The following is a 16,988-nucleotide window of genomic DNA, read 5'->3' on the forward strand; positions in this document are numbered from 1 at the left end:
CGCCCTCCCTAGTTGCGTGCTTTCAACGTCTGCAGCGCGATGTCGGCGGCCCGCGCCGCCATGTCGCACAGCTGCGGCTGCGTGAGCTTGCCGCGGGTGATGGGAAACGTCCGGACGGACAGCGTCCGGCCCTGCGCGACGCCGACGAGGGTCGTGCAGTCGGCCGGGTCGCCCGCCGCGCGGTAGCTCGTCAGCGCCGGGTAGCCGCCGACGGTCTTCGGCTCGGTGGTCATGCTGTTCTTGTGCCGGGCACCGGTGAGCCACTGGTCGAGGTCCGCGGCGACCGAGCCCACCTGGTAGCCGTGGAACGGCTCTTCGCCGTCGGCGTCGAGCACGCAGACCGGCCCGTCCGGGCTGTCGGCCTGCCGGGGCGTGCTGGTGATCTTGAGCGTGTCGAGCTGCACCTGCGGGAAGAGGCCGCACAGGTCGGCGCCCTGCAGCGGCAGGTCGGCCGGGCGCCGGGGCAGCTGCGCGGCCTTCGCGCTCTGCGACGCCGCGGTGGCGGCCGTCTCGACCGGGTACGGCGTGCCGGACGTGCCCGCCGAGCAGCCGGCGAGCGCCGCCGTCGCGAGCACGCCGCCGGTGATCCGCAGCGCGTGGTTACGCACCGTGCTTGCCGCGGTCACCGAACACCGCCGCCTTCTCCTCGTCGCTGATCCGGTAGTCCTTCGCGGCTTCCCGGAGCTGCGAGACGAGGCGCTTCAGGCCCGCGACGTACTCGCGGACCTGGCCGGCGTAGGAGCGGTCGCCGTCGGCGATCAGGGTGTTCCACGCCTGGACCGACTGGGTGCTGATGACGTCCGCGGACGGCGCGTCGATCCGCAGCTGGTCCAGCTTGGTGACCAGCTGGTCTTCGAGGGCGTTGGCCTGCTCCTCGACGATCCGGGCGACGTCGAGGAGCTTGTCCGGGCGGACCAGGACGTCCGCGGCCGCCGGCGCCACGGGCACCGCCGGGCTGAGGTCGTGCGAGGGTCCTGACATGCTCTCCCCTGACGTCATACGGACAGTGACCGGCCGGCTCCCGTCGAGGCTACCAACGAGGGTGTGACGGCAGCCTTAGTTTGGACGAAACTCGTCCCCGGCCGGTTCCCCCGATCCGTGCAATCAGGCGCGCTGTTTCGCTCCCGGCGCGCTGATCTCGCCGTTCGCCGCCTTCAGCGCGATGTCCGTGCGGTGGTGCGAGCCCGCGAGGTGGACCTTCTCGACGATCTCGTACGCGTGCTTGCGTGCCGACTTGAGCGACTTGCCGGTGCCGACGACCGACAGCACGCGGCCGCCGGCGGAGACGACCGCGCCGTCGTCACGGCGGCGCGTACCGGCGTGCAGGACGCCTTCCAGCTCGGCCCCGGTGATGACGTCGCCGGTGCGCGGCTTGCCCGGGTAGCCGTCGGCGGCGATCACGACGGTGACCGCGGCGCCGCTCGCCCACTCCAGCGGCGGGTGCTCGGCGAGCTTGCCGGTGGCGGTGGCGTGCAGCAGCCCGGCGATCGGGGTGCGCAGCAGCGCCAGCACGACCTGGGTCTCCGGGTCGCCGAAGCGGCAGTTGAACTCGATGACCTGCGGGCCGTCGGAGGTCAGCGCGAGCCCGGCGTAGAGCAGGCCGGAGAAGGGGGCACCGCGGTTGACCAGCTCGTCGGCGACCGGCTGGACGACCTTCTCGACCAGCTCGTCGACGAGGTTCTCGGGCGCCCACGGCAGCGGCGCGTAGGCACCCATGCCGCCGGTGTTCGGGCCGGCGTCGCCGTCCCCGACGCGCTTGAAGTCCTGCGCGGGCAGCAGCGGCACGACGGTGTGGCCGTCGACGAAGCAGAAGAGCGAGGCCTCCGGACCGTCCAGATAGGACTCCAGGAGGACGGGGTGGCCGCCGTCGAGCAGCATGATCGCGTGCTTGCGCGCGACCTCGATGTCCGGCGTGACGACGACGCCCTTGCCGGCGGCGAGCCCGTCGTCCTTGACGACCCAGGTGGGGCCGAAGCGGGCGAGCGCGGCATCGAGCCGCGCGGGGTTGTCGACAACCTCGCAGCGCGCGGTCGGGACGTTCGCCGCGGCCATGACGTCCTTCGCGAAGGCCTTCGAGCCCTCGATCCGCGCCGCGGCGGCCGACGGGCCGAAGCAGGCGATGCCGAGCTTCCGCACAGCGTCGGCCACACCGGCGACGAGCGGCACCTCCGGGCCGATGACGACGAGGTCGGCCTGCCAGCTCTTCGCGAGCGCGGCGACCGCCTCGGGATCGGAGGCTTCGACACCCAGCTGCTCGGCGACCGCGGCGGTCCCGGCATTGCCGGGCGCGCAGGCCAGCGCGGTGACGGCGGGGTCGCCGGACGCCGCGAGGACGAGGGCATGCTCACGAGCGCCGGAGCCGATTACCAGTACGCGCACGCCGCACAGCGTATCCGCCCGCGACGGCGGCGGACATTTCGCCGTCCCCGGGCGGCGGCCCCGAGGCCCCGGCTCCACCGATCGGCCGGGTGACCGTGCCCGCCTCCGGTCCGCGGTCGTGAGTGGTAATTCGGGTTAGAACCCTAATCGCCACTCACGACAGGTTGCGGCAGACCACCCAACCCGCGGGCCGGGAGTGCACGTGCCGTTTACCGGCGCGACCGCCCAGGTACGCACTTCGGACGCTTGCGGCATCGAGGGTGGCGCGGGTACATCCAGGGCACACCCTGCGTGAAAAGAGGTCACCAGATGAAGCGCAAACGTGTCGGCGTGCTGACATTGGCCGCACTGGCGTTGCTGAGCGTCACCGGGTTCGCCGTCGGGTCGGCGAGTGCCGCCGAAAGCGGGTCCGCCGATGCGGCCGCGCACGGGCGGGGTCACGATGAACCCGTGATCATCGGACACCGCGGCGCGCCCGGGTACCGGCCGGAGCACACGCTCGCCTCCTACGAGCTCGCCTTCCGGATGGGCGTCGACTGGGTCGACGTCGACCTCGTGCCCACCAAGGACGGCCAGCTCGTCGCCCGACACGAGCCCGAAATCGGCGGCACCACCGACGTCGCGAAGCACCCGGAGTTCGCGAACCGGAAGAAGACCGTCGTGCTCGACGGCGTCACCACCACCGGCTGGTTCACCCAGGACTTCACCCTGGCCGAGCTGAAGACGCTGCGCGCGGTCGAGCGGATCCCGCAGAACCGGCCGCACAACACGCTGTACAACGGCCGCTACCAGATCGCCTCCTACCAGGAGGTGCTCGACCTGACCCGGCGGCTCGGCCGCGAGCTGCACCGCACGCTGGGCACCTACCCCGAGGTCAAGCACTCGACGTTCTTCCGGTCGATCGGCAACCCGACCGAGCCGAAGCTGGTGGCGATCCTCAAGCGCAACGGCCTGGACCGGCCGGACGCGCCCGCGATCATCCAGTCGTTCGAGGTGTCGAACCTGATCGAGCTGCACCGGCAGGTGCGGACGCCGCTGCTGCAGCTGACCTCGGCGACCGGCGCGCCGGCGGACTTCGTCGCGAAGGGCGACAAGCGGACGTACAAGGACCTCGTGACGCCGCAGGGCCTGCGTGACATCGCGAAGTACGCGAAGTACCTCGGGCCGGAGAAGGGCCAGATCATCCCCCTGGACGCGGCCGGGAACCTGACCCGGCCGACCGCACTGGTCGCCGACGCGCACAAGGCGGGTCTGAAGGTGCAGCCCTACACCTTCCGGAACGAGAACCCGTTCCTGCCCGCGAACCTGCGTTCCTCGGCCGAGCCGGACGCCTACGGGGACGTCTTCACCGAGGAGGCCGCGTTCTTCGAGGCGGGCGTCGACGGCTTCTTCGCCGACCAGCCCGACACCGCGCTGGAGTCGCTGCACGCGTTCCTGGGCCGGTAAGTCCGCCCTTAAGTGATTGCCGCCGCCGGGCTCGCTCGGGGACGCTGTCCCGTATGAGCGAGCCCGTCGACGCACTTTCCCGGAACCACGGCTTCTCCGGTGTCGTGCTGGTGAACCGCGGTGACGAGACGCTGCTCGCGAAGGCCTACGGCCACGCGCACCTCGCGTACGGCGTCGAGAACACCGTCGACACCCGGTTCGCGATCGCCAGCGGCACCAAGGGACTGACCGCGCTCGCCGTCATCGGGCTGGTCGCCGAGGGACGGCTGAAGCTGGAGACCACCGCCCGCGAGGTGCTCGGCGGGGACCTGCCGCTCATCGACGACCGCGTGACCGTCGAGCACCTGCTCACGCACACGTCCGGCATCGGTGACTACTGCGACGAGGAAGCGGACCCGCCGCCGAATCCGCTCCTGGCCACCTCGGCCGACTACCTGGCCGCGCTGGACGGCTTCCCGCAGCGATGCCCGCCCGGTCAGGAGTTCCGCTACAACAACGGCGCCTTCGTCGTCCTCGGGCTGATCGCCGAACGGATCTCGGGCATACCTTTCGCCACGCTCGTCCGGGACCGCGTCTGCGTGCCCGCCGGGATGGCCGACACCGCCTTCCTCCGCTCGGACGCGCTGCCCGGCCGGACGGCCACCGGATACCTCGAAGACGGCCGCACCAACGTGTTCAGCCTGCCGGTCATGGGCCACGGCGACGGCGGGATCTACAGCACCGCACCCGATTTCCGGCGGTTCTGGCCCGCACTGACGGCAGGCCGGATCGTGCCGCGGGAGTGGGCGGACCGGATGCTGCGCCCGCACGCGGACGGCTACGGCTTGGGCTTCTGGCTGCCGCGTCCGGGCTGGGTCCGGCTCGAAGGCGGCGACCACGGCGTCACGTTCCGGAGCACGCACGTGCCGGCGTCGGGCCTGACCGCGACCCTGATTTCGAACAACCACCGGGGTGGCGGTCCCCTGCTGGGGTACCTGGACGAGATGCTGGCCAAGCCTTGACACCCTGGGGGACCAGGGCTACCTTCGGCGAATTCAATGGTCTGGCCGCATACCTTTCAAGAGGTGCCCGATGGATGTTTCCGACCAGCAGACCGCCCCCGACCACGCCGACGACGATGCGGCCCGCCTGCACCAGCTGGGGTACGCGCAGGAACTGAAACGCACGATGTCGGCGTTCTCCAACTTCGCCGTCTCCTTCACGATCATCTCGATCCTGTCCGGCTGCCTGACGCTCTACGGCTTCGGCATGAAGACCGGCGGGCCCGCCGCGATGATCTGGGGCTGGCCGCTGGTCGGGCTGTTCGTGATTCTGGTCGGGCTCGGCATGGCCGAGGTCTGCTCCAGCTACCCGACCGCCGGCGGGCTGTACTACTGGGCCGCGAAGCTGGCGCCGAAGAACGGGCCCGCGTGGTCGTGGTTCACCGGCTGGTTCAACCTCATCGGGCAGATCGCGGTCACCGCGGGCATCGACTTCGGCGCGGCGCTGTTCCTCAACGCCTTTCTCGACCTGCAGTTCGGCTTCGAGGCGACGCCGGGGCACACCATCCTGCTGCTGGCGATCATCCTCGTGGTGCACGGCCTGCTGAACACCTTCGGCGTCCGGATCGTGGCCGTGCTCAACAACGTCAGCGTGTGGTGGCACGTGCTCGGCGTGCTGGTGATCGTGGGCGTGCTGCTGATCGTGCCGGACAAGCACCAGGACGCGTCGTTCGTCTTCGGCAGCTTCGTCAACCAGACCGGCTGGGGTTCTTCGGTCTACGTCTTCGCGCTCGGCCTGCTGGTCGCGCAGTACACGCTGACCGGCTACGACGCGTCCGCGCACATGACCGAGGAGACGAAGAACGCGGCCAAGGCAGGCCCGCGGGGCATCGTGATGTCGATCGTCGTGTCGCTGGTCGCGGGCTGGGTGCTGCTGGTCGGCCTGACGTTCGCCATCCAGGACTACGACGGCGCGGTCGGCTCGGCCACGGGTGTCCCGCCCGCGCAGATCTTCATCGACGCCACCGGCGCGGTGACCGGCAAGTTCCTGCTGCTGATCTGCATCGGCGCCCAGCTGTTCTGCGGCATGGCGTCGGTGACGGCGAACTCGCGGATGATCTACGCCTTCGCCCGCGACGGCGCGATCCCCGGATCGGGCTTCTGGCACCGCATCAACAAGCGCACGCAGACCCCGACCAACGCGGTGTGGCTCGCCGCGGGCGGCGCGCTGCTGCTGGCGCTGCCGTACCTGTGGAGCGCAACGGCCTACGCGGCGGTGACGTCGATCGCGGTGGTCGGGCTGTACGTGGCGTACGTGATCCCGGTGTTCCTGCGCGTCCGCCGCGGCGACTCGTTCGAGCCGGGCCCGTGGACGCTCGGCCGCTGGGGCAAGCCGATCGGCATCGTCGCGACGGTGTGGGTCGCGCTGATCTTCGTGCTGTTCATGCTGCCGCAGGTGTCGCCGGTGACGGCGGATTCCTTCAACTACACGCCGATCGCCTTCCTCGTGGTGCTGGGCGGCGCCGCCCTGTGGTGGGTGGTCTCCGCGCGGAAGTGGTTCAAGGGCCCCAAGGTCCAGGGCTCCGAGGCCGAACTCGCGGCCGTGGAACAGGAACTGAAGGAACTCGGCTAGGCGGTCTGCCGCGGCTTGTCGTGAGTGGTAATGAGGGTTAGAACGCGAATTACCACTCACGACCGCTGCGGCAGACTCAGGAAGTCGCGGGGCTTTCCGTTGCCGGGGCAGGTGATGGGGCTGGGGAGTGGTGGCCCGGGCGGACCACTGTGACTGCCAGCGCGCCCAGGGCGCCGACGCCCGCGAACGCGTAGAAGCCCCACGGGTAGGCGATTCCGGCCGTCAGGAGCGCGCCGCCGAGGATCGGACCCGAGATCGCGCCGATCCGGCCGATGCCCGCCGACCAGCCGAGGCCCGTCGCGCGGATCGCGTCCGGGTAGATGCGGCCGATGTAGGCGTACACCAGCACCTGGGCGCTGAACACGAAACAGCCCGTCAGGAACACCGCCGCGTACAGCCCGACGGCGGGCAGCTTCACGCTCAGCAGCGCCAGGAACACCGCCGCCGCGCAGAACCAGGCGATGGCCGACGGGCGGATGCCGGCGCGGTCGGCGACCCGGCCCGCGACCAGCAGGCCCGCGATGCCGCCGACGTTCAGCGTCAGCAGCAGGCTCAGCGCGGCCCCCAGCGGATACCCGGCCTGCCGCATGATCTCCGGCAGCCACGTGTTCAGCCCGTACACCAGCAGCAGCCCCATGAACGACGTCACCCAGAACGCGATCGTCGCGCGCAGCAGCCCGCCGCGGAACAGCCCGGCGACGGCGTGCCCCGCCGACCGCTCGGTCTCGCGGACCCGCTGGAACGACTCGGATTCCGGCAGGAACTTCAGCATCAGCGGGATCAGCACCACGGCGGGCAGCGCCCCCGCGACGAACATCGCGCGCCAGCCCAGTGGCGAGATCAGCACGATGCCCAGCAGCGCGGTCAGCACCGCGCCGACGTGGTAGCCGGTCATCACCGTGGTCGTCGCGCTCCCGGCCCGGCCGTGGCGCGCGTACTCGGTGACGAGCGTGATCGCCGTCGGCAGGCAGCCGCCGAGCCCGAGGCCCGCGACGAACCGCAGCAGGCCGAAGACGAACGTCGAGGGCGCGAAGGCGCACAACAGGGTGCACAGCGAGAACAACGCCACGGAGATGATCAGCGACTTCCGGCGGCCGATGACGTCGGTGATCGTGCCGATCGCCAGCCCGCCCAGCATCATCCCGGCGAGCCCGACGGTCGACACGACCGACGCCGTGGCCGGGGTGAGGCCCCAGACGTGGCCGCGCAGCAGCACGGGCAGGACGGTGCCGAGCACGACCAGGTCGAACCCGTCGAGCAGGACGGCGGTCCAGGCCAGGGGCACGACCCAGGAGCGGGTGCCAGGGGACATGGGGAACCTCCGGTGGTGCGTCGATGCACGTCCTCCGCACAGGTGTGCGGAATGCGAACAGTATGCACACCACCCCCGACAGAATCCATCGCGCTTCCACTCGCCGGAAGCGAGCAGACGGCCCCGACCTGCGGAAAGATCACCGAAGTGGAGATCCTGACGTTGCTGGGCGTGCTCGCCGGCTCGCTGGCGCTGACCGCGCTCGCGCGGCGCTACAACCTGTCCGCACCGCTGCTGGTGGTGGTCGTCGCGCTCGGGGTCGCGCTGATCCCCGGCGTGCCGCGGCTGGAGCTGGCACCGGAACTGATCCTCACCGTCGTGCTGCCGCCGCTGCTGTACTCGACGTCGCTGGAAAGCTCGGTGACGCACTTCCGCACCAACCTGCGGCCGATCGTCGCGCTCGGCGTGGTGCTGGTGGCGGTGACCGCGGTGGTCGTCGCCGTCGTCGTGCACCTGCTGCTGCCGGACGTGCCGTTCTCCTCCGCGCTGGTCCTCGGCGCGGTCGTGGCGCCACCGGACGCCGTGACGGCGGTCGCGATCGGCCGCAAGCTCGGCCTGCCCCGGCGCGCGATGGCCGTGCTGACCGGCGAAAGCCTGGTCAACGACGCGGCCGCGCTGACGCTGTACAAGGTCGCGCTCGCCGCGGTCGCGGGCACCGCGGGCTCGGTCGGCCACGGGTTCGCGGTGTTCGGCGTGGCGACCGTGCTCGGCATCGCCGTCGGCCTCGCCATCGGCGCGGCCGTGGTGGCGATCCGGCGGCTGCTCGACGACCCGCTGCTGGAGTCGGCGTTCGGGATCATCGTGCCGTTCGGCGCGTACGTCACCGCCGAGCACCTGCACCCGTTCGGCCCGGAGTTCAGCGGTTCCGGCGTGCTCGCCGTCGTCGCCGCGGGGCTCTACCTCGGCCAGCGATCGCTGTACGCGTCACCCGCGACCCGCATGCAGGACCGGTCGGTGTGGGCGTCGATCGACGTCCTGCTGGAAGCGCTGGTGTTCGCGCTGATGGGCCTGCAGCTGCCCGTCGTCCTCGACGGCGCCCAGCACGCGGCCCGCGACGACGGCACGCTCGCCCTCGTCGCGGCCGCGGTGCTCGGCGTGACGATGTTCGTGCGGATTCCCGCGGTGTTCGTCTCGGCTTACCTGCCGCAGGCGATGCGGTTGTTCGGCCGCGGCCGCGCGGCACCGCCCTGGCGGACGCTGGCGGTGGTCTCGTGGACGGGCATGCGCGGCGTCGTCACGCTCGCCGCGGCCGCCGGTGTCCCGGCAGGCACCCCGGGCCGGGAGGAGATCCAGCTGTTCGCGTTCGCCGTGGCCGTCGGGACCGTGCTGCTGCAGGGCCTGACGCTGCCGCCGCTGATCCGGGCGTTGAAGGTGCAGGACCCGGCGGAGGCCGCCCGCGACGAAGCCGAAGAGCTGGCCGCGCGCGAGGTCGCCCGGCAGGCGGCGTACGAACGCCTGCAGGAGATCGGCCGCGAACGGCTGGCCTCCCTGGACCTGCCGCCGGAGAAGATCGACCGGTTGAAGGAGCGCCTGCAACGTCTCGTGGACACGCGTTACCGCTTCGCCAAGGCAGCGATCACGCTGACCGGCGAGGAACGTTCGGGCAGCCCGCAGGCGCAGTTCGCGAAGGCCCGGCGGGAACTGCTGATCACGCAACGCAAGGCGATGCTGGAGGAGAACCGCGCGGGCCGGCTCGACGACGAAGTCCTGCGGAAGGTGCTGCGGGAACTGGACCTGGAGGAGCTGTCGGTGTCGGCGACGCTCACGAACCGGCTGGGCTGAGGGCTTCCCAAGTCCGCAGCCGTTCCTCGGCGGAACGGATGCCGGTCTGGCTCAGCACGACGTCGGTGGCGCCGGCGTCGAAGTACCGCTGGATGCCTTGGGCCACGGTCTTTTCGTCGCCGATCAGCGCCAGCTCGACCGGGTGGTCCACGCCTTCGGCGTCGAGAATCCTCCGGTACGACGGAATCTGCCCGTAGAAGGCCATCTGCTCGGCGGCCAGCGCCCGCACGGCGTCGGGGTCGTCGGTGACGACCGCGGGCACCGCGGCGACGATCCGCTTGGGCGTCCCGGCCTTGGCCAGGACCGGGACGATCCGTTCGGAAAGCGCCTTCGGCCCGGCGAGGTAGGGCAGGGTGCCGTCGGCGAGTTCCGCGGTCACCGCGAGAGCCTGCGGCCCCATCGCGGCCACCAGGACCGGCACGTCGTTCCCACCGGCCACAGTGGACGGTCCGGGGACGTGCGCCTCGACGGTTTCGCCCGCGAAGTCGACGGCCTCCCCGGCGAAGACCTGCCGCAGCACGGTCAGGTATTCGCGCAGGTGCCGGACCGGCGGCGGGTACTCGGTGCCGTAGACCGGCCCGAGAAAGCTCTTCGCGCCGAGCCCGATGCCGAGCGTGAACCGGCCCCCGGTGGCGGCCGCGGCGGTCTGGGCCGCGCTCGCGACCAGCAGCGGATGCCGCGGATAGGTTGGCACCACCGAGGTGCCGACCTCGATCCCGGGCACCTCCCGCCCGGCGAGCGCGGCGACGGTGACGGCGTCCTGGCTCAGCGGCAGCTGGGAAAACCAGACGGACTTCAGCCCGGCCGCGGCGGCCTGGCGGGTCTGGCCGAGCAGCTCGTCGACGAGGTTCGCCGCGGACCCGGTGTCCCCGGCAGGCAGCGCGACTCCGATGGTCATGATTCCAAGCTAGCGACGGACACCAGCGGGGTTTCCGGCTTCCCAGGACTTGGGAACCCGAGCGAGGCCAGCGGGATTCGCCCACCCTGTAGCGAAATCCCGATCTTCAGGAGAGCCTCATGTCGCTGACCGAAGTCATCGAAGGAACCCGCCGGGCCGTCGACGCCGACCCGCACAACGCCGCCGTCTCCTTCAGCGTCGACCACGTCCTCAAGCCCGGCACCCGGACCGAAGTCGAGGTCAAGGTGCGCGACCACAGCTTCACCGTCGACGAGCCCGCCGCGCTCGGCGGCACCGACCACGCGGCCAACCCGGTCGAGTACGCGCTCGCCGCACTCGGCTCCTGCCAGGTCATCACCTACCAGTTCTGGGCGGCCAAGCGCGGAATCCCGATCGACTCGATCAAGGTCACCGTCGACGGCGACCTCGACCTGCACGGCTTCTTCGGCTTCTCGTTCAACACCCGCCCCGGCTTCGGCGACGTCCGGGTGTCGGTCGAACTGGAGGGACCGGCGAGCCGGGAGCGCTACGAGGACCTCAAGCGCGAGGTCGACGAGCACTGCCCGGTGCTCGACCTGTTCCGCAACGAGACGCCGGTCAGCACCAAGCTGACCTAGACGAACTGGTGCCGCACGATCGTCTGCTCGCGGCCCGGGCCGACGCCGATTGCGGAAATCCGGGCGCCCGACAGCTCTTCCAGGCGCTCGACGTACGCGCGCGCGTTCGCCGGGAGCTCCTCGAACGTGCGGCAGGCCGAGATGTCCTCGAACCAGCCCGGGTGCTCTTCGTAGATGGGGATCGCGTGGTGCACGTCGGTCTGCGTCATCGGCATGTCCTGGGTGCGGAAGCCGTCGACCTCGTAGCCGACGCACACCGGCACCTTCTCCAGGCCGGACAGCACGTCCAGCTTCGTGAGGAAGTAGTCGGTGATGCCGTTGACGCGGACCGCGTACCGCGCGATCACCGCGTCGAACCAGCCGGTGCGCCGCGAGCGGCCGGTCGTGACGCCGAATTCGCCGCCCTGCTTGCGCAGGTACTCGCCGGATTCGTCGTGCAGCTCGGTCGGGAACGGGCCGGAGCCGACGCGTGTGGTGTACGCCTTGAGGATGCCGAGCACCGTCGTGATCCGGCCCGGCCCGATGCCGGAACCGGCGCTCGCGCCGCCGGACGTCGGGTTCGACGACGTCACGAACGGGTAGGTGCCGTGGTCGACGTCGAGCAGCGTGCCCTGTGAGCCCTCCAGCAGCACCGTCTCGCCGCGCTCCAGCGCCTGGTTGAGCTGCAGGCGCGTGTCGGCGATGCGGTGCGCGAACTTCTCGCCCGCGGCCAGCACCTCGTCGGCGACCTGGTTCGCGTCGAGGGCCTTGCGGTTGTAGACCTTCACCAGCACCTGGTTCTTGAACTCCAGTGCCGCCTCGACCTTCTGGCGGAAGATCTTCTCGTCGAGCAGGTCCTGCACGCGGACGCCGACGCGGGCGATCTTGTCCTGGTAGCACGGCCCGATGCCGCGGCCGGTGGTGCCGATCTTGCGGCTGCCGAGGTAGCGCTCGGTGACTTTGTCGATGGCCACGTGGTACGGCATGATCAGGTGCGCGTCGGCCGAGATCAGCAGCTTGGACGTGTCGACGTCCCGCGCTTCGAGGCCGGACAGCTCGTCCAGCAGCACACCCGGGTCCACCACCACGCCGTTGCCGATGACGTTGGTCACGCCGGGCGTCAGGATGCCGGAGGGGATGAGGTGCAGGGCGAAGTTCTCGCCGTTCGGCAGGACGACCGTGTGACCGGCGTTGTTGCCACCCTGGTAGCGGACGACCCACTGGACGCGGTCACCCATCAGGTCGGTGGCCTTGCCCTTGCCTTCGTCTCCCCATTGGGCACCGATGAGCACGATGGCCGGCATGTGACACTCCAGGTGTTCGACGACTGAGGTTCAGTGTCCCGGACGGACACCGGTGGCGGTGGGAAATGCCGGTGCATGACTGTAACGGAGGACCCGCGGGTGCGCGGAATAGTGGTGGCTTGTGGCGACGAGGCGGCCGGCTTCGAGGAGGTCGACGACGTCGGTTCGGTCCGCGTGCCGAGCCGTCCGGGCAAGGCGGAAATCGACCCCTTGCTGGGCGAACACGATCACCTGATCGTGTCGGGCACGGACGCCGACCTGGCCGCGGTCGTGCTGCGGCTGCTCCGCAGGGACGCACTGTCGGGCGTGTCGGTCGGCTTCGTGCCGTCGTCGCCGGACTCGGTGGTCGGCGCGCTCTGGGGCCTGCCGAAGACGCCGCTGCGGGCGCTCGCGCTGGCGCTGCGCGGCGAGGTCGACCCGGTACCGCTGATCCGCGACGACGTCGGCGGCGTGCTGGTCGGGCGCGGGCAGCTGCGGCTCGTCCGCGGCGTGGCCTACGCCGACGAGCAGGTGGCGCTGCGCGGGCCGGCCTCCTCGATCGAGGTGACCCCGGACCCGGGCGGCCCCGGCCTGGCGGTCCGCGTGGTGAAGGGGACGATCTTCAAGCGGCCGACGACGCTGTACTCGCGGGCGTTCCAGATCGGCTGCATCCCGACCCGCCCGGTCCGCGACGACGTCGTCTACGACCGCGCGGTGAACAAGTGGACGTGGTACCGGCACACCGAGGACCTGCGGCTGGTGCGGGGCGCCCTCTGAGCGCTCACGCAGTGTTCACCAACGGACAGCAACACGTCACCTATACGTGTTGCATGCGCCACCATCGTGTATCAGGGTGAGCTGTCCCCGCCCCTGACACGGAGGCAGCAATATGCCGACCAGGCGTGCCGTTCGTCATTCCTTGGCCGTGCTCGCGGTCACCGCCGTGCTCTCCGGAACGCTCGCCGGCGTCGCCGAGGCCACCCCGCCGGGCATCCCGTCGGCGACCACCGCGAAGTCGGAGCTGGCGGCACTGACCGTCAAGGCCGACGGCTCGCAGACCGGCTACAGCCGCGACAAGTTCCCGCACTGGATCGACCAGGGCAACAGCTGCAACACGCGCGAAGTGGTGCTGAAGCGCGACGGCACGAACGTCGTGACGGATTCGAGCTGCGCGGCCACCTCCGGCAGGTGGTTCAGCCCGTACGACGGCGCAACCTGGACGGCGGCGTCCGATGTGGACATCGACCACGTGGTCCCGCTGGCCGACGCGTGGCGCACCGGCGCGTCGGCGTGGACGACCGCGCAGCGCCAGGCGTTCGCGAACGACCTCACCGACCCGCAGCTGATCGCCGTGACGGACAACGTGAACCAGGAGAAGGGCGACAAGTCGCCGGACGCGTGGAAGCCGCCGCTGGTTTCGTACTGGTGCACCTACGCGAAGATGTGGGTCGCGGTGAAGTACAAGTTCAAGCTGACGGTCAATTCGGCCGAGAAGTCCGCCTTGACGGACATGCTCAACCGCTGCTGACGCCGGTACGCTCGGGCGGTGCGGATCCTCTTCTCGTGCCGCCCGGCGTACGGCCATCTGTTCCCCTTGCTGCCGCTGGCGAACGCGGCACGCGCGGCCGGGCACGAGGTCGTCTTCGGTACCGGTGAAGCGTTCGTCGGCAAGGTGCGCGACCTCGGTTTCGCCGCCCACCGGGTCGGCATCGGCATCGGGGACGCGGAGGCCGAAGCCCGGCGGCGGCACGGTGAGGACGCCGGCGTCTTCGACATCGGCATCACGATGTTCGCCGAGCTGCTGCCGCTCGCGACGGCGGCCGATCTGCGGCCGCTGCTCCCCGAACTGCGTCCCGACCTGGTGATCTACGAACAGAGTGACATCGGCGCCGGGGCGGTGGCGCGGGAGGCGGGCATCCCGGCCGTCTCGCTCGTGATCGGCCGGTCGATGCCGCCGGAGGTGCTCGCGGTCGCCACCGAACGGCTGAAGCCGGTTTGGGGCACGCTGCCCGCGGACGCCATACTCGGCGACGCCTGCGTCGACGTCTGGCCCGACAGCCTCCGCGACCCGGGCAGCGCGGGCGTGCCGACGGTGTTCCGGATGCGCCCCACCCCGGTCGACCCGGACGTCCCGTTGCCGCCGCTGCCCGCGGACGGCTTCGTGTACCTGACCTTGGGCACGGTGGTCTTCGGCGCCACCGACGTGCTGCGCGGCGCGATCGCCGCCCTCTCGCGGCTGCCGGTGGACGTCCTGGTGGCCATGGGTCCCGGCGATCCCGCGGCGCTGGGCGAACTGCCGGACCGTGTGCAGGTCGCGGGTTTCGTGCCGCAGGCCGAAGTGCTCAAGCACGCGGGGCTGGTGGTGCACCACGGCGGTTCCGGCACGGTGCTCGCCTCGCTCGCCGCGGGGTTGCCGCAGCTGGTGCTGCCGCAGGGCGCCGACCAGTTCGCCAACGCCGGCGCGCTCTCGGCGCTGGGCGCGGCGAAGGCGCTGGTGGGCGACGCGATCCGGATCGACGCGATCGAGGCCGCGGCCCGGGAACTGCTGACCGGCCCGGCCGCGCGCGACGTCGCCCAGCGCGTCGCCACGGAGATCGCGGGCATGCCCGCACCGGAGAAGGTGCTCGGCGAACTGGTCAGCTGGGCGAGCTGACCAGCGCCAGGATTTCCCGCGCCACCGCGTCGTTCTGCCGGAACGACAACGCGTTCGTCCGCGGCCGGGTGAACGCCGCCGCCGAGCGGGCGCTCGTGTGGGGGCCCACCGCGAACCGGTGCGGGTGCGGGCGGCCCGCGCCGTCGAGCAGGCGGGAATCCGTGACGCGCGTGTGGATCCGGCCGGACGGCAGGCGCGTGCCCGTCAGCGGGTCCGCGACCGTCTCCTCGGCCAGCTCGCCCGCGTCACGCAGCTGCCGGAGCAGCTCGTCGGCCGCGCGGGTCACGCTCGGGCCCGGCAGCCGCGCTTCGACGAGCGTGCGGGCCTCCACCGTGTCCGGGTGGCTGGCCGAAGACGCCACGAAGACGCCTCGTTCCGCTGTCACCCGCATTTCCGCTCCAGCAAAGGAAACCACGCCCGCTTCGTGCAACGCCAGCAGCTCCTCCAGACGGCGTGGGGGCGGACCGCTGGCGTAGTACGAGAAGAACCCGTGGAACCATCCGTCCATATCGGACACCTGAGACGACGCCGCCAGCCGTCCTTTTTGGACAAGGACGGGCAGCTGGGAGTACACCGACAGCAGGGCCATGAAGGCACCGAGGTCGGCACTGAACTCCGGGTCCGCCCGGCGCGCGAGGTCGGCCTCGACGTACTCCCGCAGCTCCTTGCCGAACTCCTCGGCAGTGCCGAACACGCGGTCCGCCATCGGGCGGTCCAGCCGGTCCAGGTCGAGCCGGTCGGCCTCGGCAGGCACCGCCCGCGCGACCAGGTCGCGCATGCCCGGCGAATCCCAGTCCAGGTCGGCGAAGGCGTCGGCGAACACCGCGAAGTCCAGCCGCACGCGGTCAGGGTGCCCGGTGAACAGCTCGCTGTAGTAGCCCCAGGCCAGCTCCTTGGCGATGAGCGGCCAGACGTCCCGGCGGAAGTCGAGCGCGTCCCCGGCCAGCCCGTCCATGGCGTAGGCGTCGAAGAACCTGGGCAGCCGCAAGGGTTTCCCGCGCAGCCGGTAACCGATCTTCGCGTGGTACGGCACGCCGCGCCGGGAGCCGACGTGCAGCACCGGCTCGGCGCCGCTCGGGTGGTAGCGCAGGCCGCCGGAGTCCAGTTCTTCGAACCGGCCGCCGCGGCCCTCGGTCAGCAGCAGCATCAGGTCGACGAACGCCAGCCCGAACCCGCGCACCAGCACGGTTTCCCCGGGCGCGATGCCGGAGTAGTCGACGTCGGCGGTGTACCCGGCCGGGTAGTAGGCCAGGCCGTGCCGCGCGGCGAACGACGCGAGTTCGCGCTCCCGCTCGTCCGGCTCGGCGTCGAGGTGCCCGACGGTGAAGACGACGGCGTCCGCGTCGAGCACGGACCCGTCCGACAGGGCGACGGCACGCCCGTCGACGCCGGTCGCGCGCGCGGCGTGCTCGACGACGTCGATGCTCTCGGGCAGGCTTTCCAGGACGGTCCGGTACACCCAGCTCAGGTAGGCGCTCTGCAGCCGCCGGGTCGGGAAGTCGAAGCTGTCCAGCGCGGCCAGCTCGGCGTAGACGTCCGACGGCACTTCGGCGTCGAGCGCGCCGTCCCGGACCTGCCGCGCCCACTCCAGCAGCGACGGCCCCGGCCGCACCGGGCCGGCCAGCTGCACGGAGTCGTCGGTGAACATGGTGACGTCTTCGGGCATGGAGTTCATCCGCAGCAGCGGCGACTGGTCGTACCGCCAGACGCGGCCGGGCCCGGGCGGGAAGGGGTCGATCAGGTGCACCTCGAGCCGCCGCCCGCGGAGCAGCTCCGGGGCGTTGGCCCCGAGCCGTTCGAGAACGCCGACCCCGCGGGGCCCGGCGCCCACGATCGCGAGGGTGAACGGCGGAAGATCGGCCACGCCGCCGAAGCTACGCCGGAGCTGCGCCGCGAAGCCGGGTTCTCACACTGCGGAATCCGGGCGGCTCGGCGAATGCCTCTGAAGCCCCCCCCCCCCGCTCGCTGGGGCGCGGCACCAATCCGCTCCGGGCGCGGCTCCGAACTCCCCGGGTACACCGGCGGA

Annotated in this window: 15 protein-coding genes; 8 read left to right on the forward strand and 7 right to left on the reverse strand. The window is 71.2% G+C overall.

The window, feature by feature from the left end; genetic code table 11:
- Positions 1 to 8: 8 nt before the first annotated feature.
- From ABJI51_RS09480 to purD, 3 genes are all read right to left on the reverse strand, one after another.
- Complete coding sequence (locus ABJI51_RS09480) at positions 9 to 626, reverse strand: DUF3558 domain-containing protein (RefSeq protein ID WP_348949258.1); 618 nt, start codon at positions 624 to 626, stop codon at positions 9 to 11.
- Entirely contained in the window at positions 601 to 981 is a 381-nt protein-coding gene (locus ABJI51_RS09485) for a hypothetical protein (protein WP_348949260.1), read from the reverse strand. Before ABJI51_RS09485 ends, ABJI51_RS09480 begins: the two co-directional genes overlap by 26 nt.
- Positions 982 to 1,104: 123 nt before the next feature.
- The gene (purD, locus tag ABJI51_RS09490; RefSeq protein WP_348949262.1) at positions 1,105 to 2,379 is read right to left on the reverse strand and encodes a phosphoribosylamine--glycine ligase; all 1,275 of its coding nucleotides are present in this window, start codon (positions 2,377 to 2,379) and stop codon (positions 1,105 to 1,107) included.
- Positions 2,380 to 2,688: 309 nt separating this feature from the next.
- On the opposite strand from purD, the gene ABJI51_RS09495 reads away from it, so the two are divergent.
- The 3 genes from ABJI51_RS09495 (at position 2,689) to ABJI51_RS09505 (ending at position 6,438) form a co-directional block, all read left to right on the forward strand.
- Entirely contained in the window at positions 2,689 to 3,825 is a 1,137-nt protein-coding gene (locus ABJI51_RS09495; protein ID WP_348949264.1) for a glycerophosphodiester phosphodiesterase, read from the forward strand.
- A gap of 53 nt (positions 3,826 to 3,878) precedes the next feature.
- Positions 3,879 to 4,826 carry a serine hydrolase domain-containing protein gene (locus tag ABJI51_RS09500; RefSeq protein ID WP_348949266.1) on the forward strand — a complete coding sequence of 316 codons (948 nt, stop codon included), beginning with the start codon at positions 3,879 to 3,881 and terminating at the stop codon, positions 4,824 to 4,826.
- A 70-nt stretch (positions 4,827 to 4,896) separates the two neighbouring features.
- Positions 4,897 to 6,438: an amino acid permease gene (locus ABJI51_RS09505; RefSeq protein WP_348949268.1), complete on the forward strand. Its 1,542-nt coding sequence runs from the start codon at positions 4,897 to 4,899 to the stop codon at positions 6,436 to 6,438.
- A gap of 76 nt (positions 6,439 to 6,514) precedes the next feature.
- Here ABJI51_RS09505 and ABJI51_RS09510 read toward each other — a convergent pair whose 3' ends face one another.
- On the reverse strand, positions 6,515 to 7,750 hold the full coding sequence (locus ABJI51_RS09510; RefSeq protein WP_348949270.1) for an MFS transporter: 1,236 nt from the start codon (positions 7,748 to 7,750) through the stop codon (positions 6,515 to 6,517).
- Between the two features lie 147 nt (positions 7,751 to 7,897).
- On the opposite strand from ABJI51_RS09510, the gene ABJI51_RS09515 reads away from it, so the two are divergent.
- Complete coding sequence (locus ABJI51_RS09515) at positions 7,898 to 9,532, forward strand: cation:proton antiporter (protein ID WP_348949272.1); 1,635 nt, start codon at positions 7,898 to 7,900, stop codon at positions 9,530 to 9,532.
- On the opposite strand, the gene ABJI51_RS09520 is transcribed toward ABJI51_RS09515, so the two are convergent.
- Positions 9,513 to 10,430: a TIGR03564 family F420-dependent LLM class oxidoreductase gene (locus ABJI51_RS09520; RefSeq protein ID WP_348949274.1), complete on the reverse strand. Its 918-nt coding sequence runs from the start codon at positions 10,428 to 10,430 to the stop codon at positions 9,513 to 9,515. The two genes, ABJI51_RS09515 and ABJI51_RS09520, sit on opposite strands and share 20 nt — an antisense overlap.
- Before the next feature lie 119 nt (positions 10,431 to 10,549).
- On the opposite strand from ABJI51_RS09520, the gene ABJI51_RS09525 reads away from it, so the two are divergent.
- A complete protein-coding gene (locus ABJI51_RS09525; protein WP_348949276.1) occupies positions 10,550 to 11,047 on the forward strand; it encodes an OsmC family protein in 498 nt (165 codons plus the stop codon).
- On the opposite strand, the gene ABJI51_RS09530 is transcribed toward ABJI51_RS09525, so the two are convergent.
- Positions 11,044 to 12,330: an adenylosuccinate synthase gene (locus ABJI51_RS09530; RefSeq protein WP_348949277.1), complete on the reverse strand. Its 1,287-nt coding sequence runs from the start codon at positions 12,328 to 12,330 to the stop codon at positions 11,044 to 11,046. The genes ABJI51_RS09525 and ABJI51_RS09530 overlap by 4 nt on opposite strands.
- Positions 12,331 to 12,441: 111 nt before the next feature.
- Here ABJI51_RS09530 and ABJI51_RS09535 point away from each other — a divergent pair, with 111 nt between their 5' ends.
- The 3 genes from ABJI51_RS09535 to ABJI51_RS09545 all read left to right on the forward strand — a co-directional run bounded on the left by ABJI51_RS09535 (position 12,442) and on the right by ABJI51_RS09545 (position 14,962).
- Positions 12,442 to 13,086, forward strand: coding sequence for a hypothetical protein (locus ABJI51_RS09535; protein WP_348949796.1), 645 nt, complete (start codon positions 12,442 to 12,444; stop codon positions 13,084 to 13,086).
- Positions 13,087 to 13,198: 112 nt separating this feature from the next.
- Entirely contained in the window at positions 13,199 to 13,837 is a 639-nt protein-coding gene (locus tag ABJI51_RS09540; protein ID WP_348949279.1) for an HNH endonuclease family protein, read from the forward strand.
- A gap of 18 nt (positions 13,838 to 13,855) precedes the next feature.
- A complete protein-coding gene (locus ABJI51_RS09545) occupies positions 13,856 to 14,962 on the forward strand; it encodes a glycosyltransferase (RefSeq protein WP_348949280.1) in 1,107 nt (368 codons plus the stop codon).
- Here the strand turns inward: ABJI51_RS09545 and ABJI51_RS09550 are convergent.
- A complete protein-coding gene (locus ABJI51_RS09550; RefSeq protein ID WP_348949282.1) occupies positions 14,946 to 16,826 on the reverse strand; it encodes an FAD/NAD(P)-binding protein in 1,881 nt (626 codons plus the stop codon). The genes ABJI51_RS09545 and ABJI51_RS09550 overlap by 17 nt on opposite strands.
- Between the last annotated feature and the right edge of the window lie 162 nt (positions 16,827 to 16,988).

This window comes from Amycolatopsis melonis (genome assembly GCF_040064235.1).
In the GTDB taxonomy this organism is placed as follows: domain Bacteria; phylum Actinomycetota; class Actinomycetes; order Mycobacteriales; family Pseudonocardiaceae; genus Amycolatopsis; species Amycolatopsis melonis.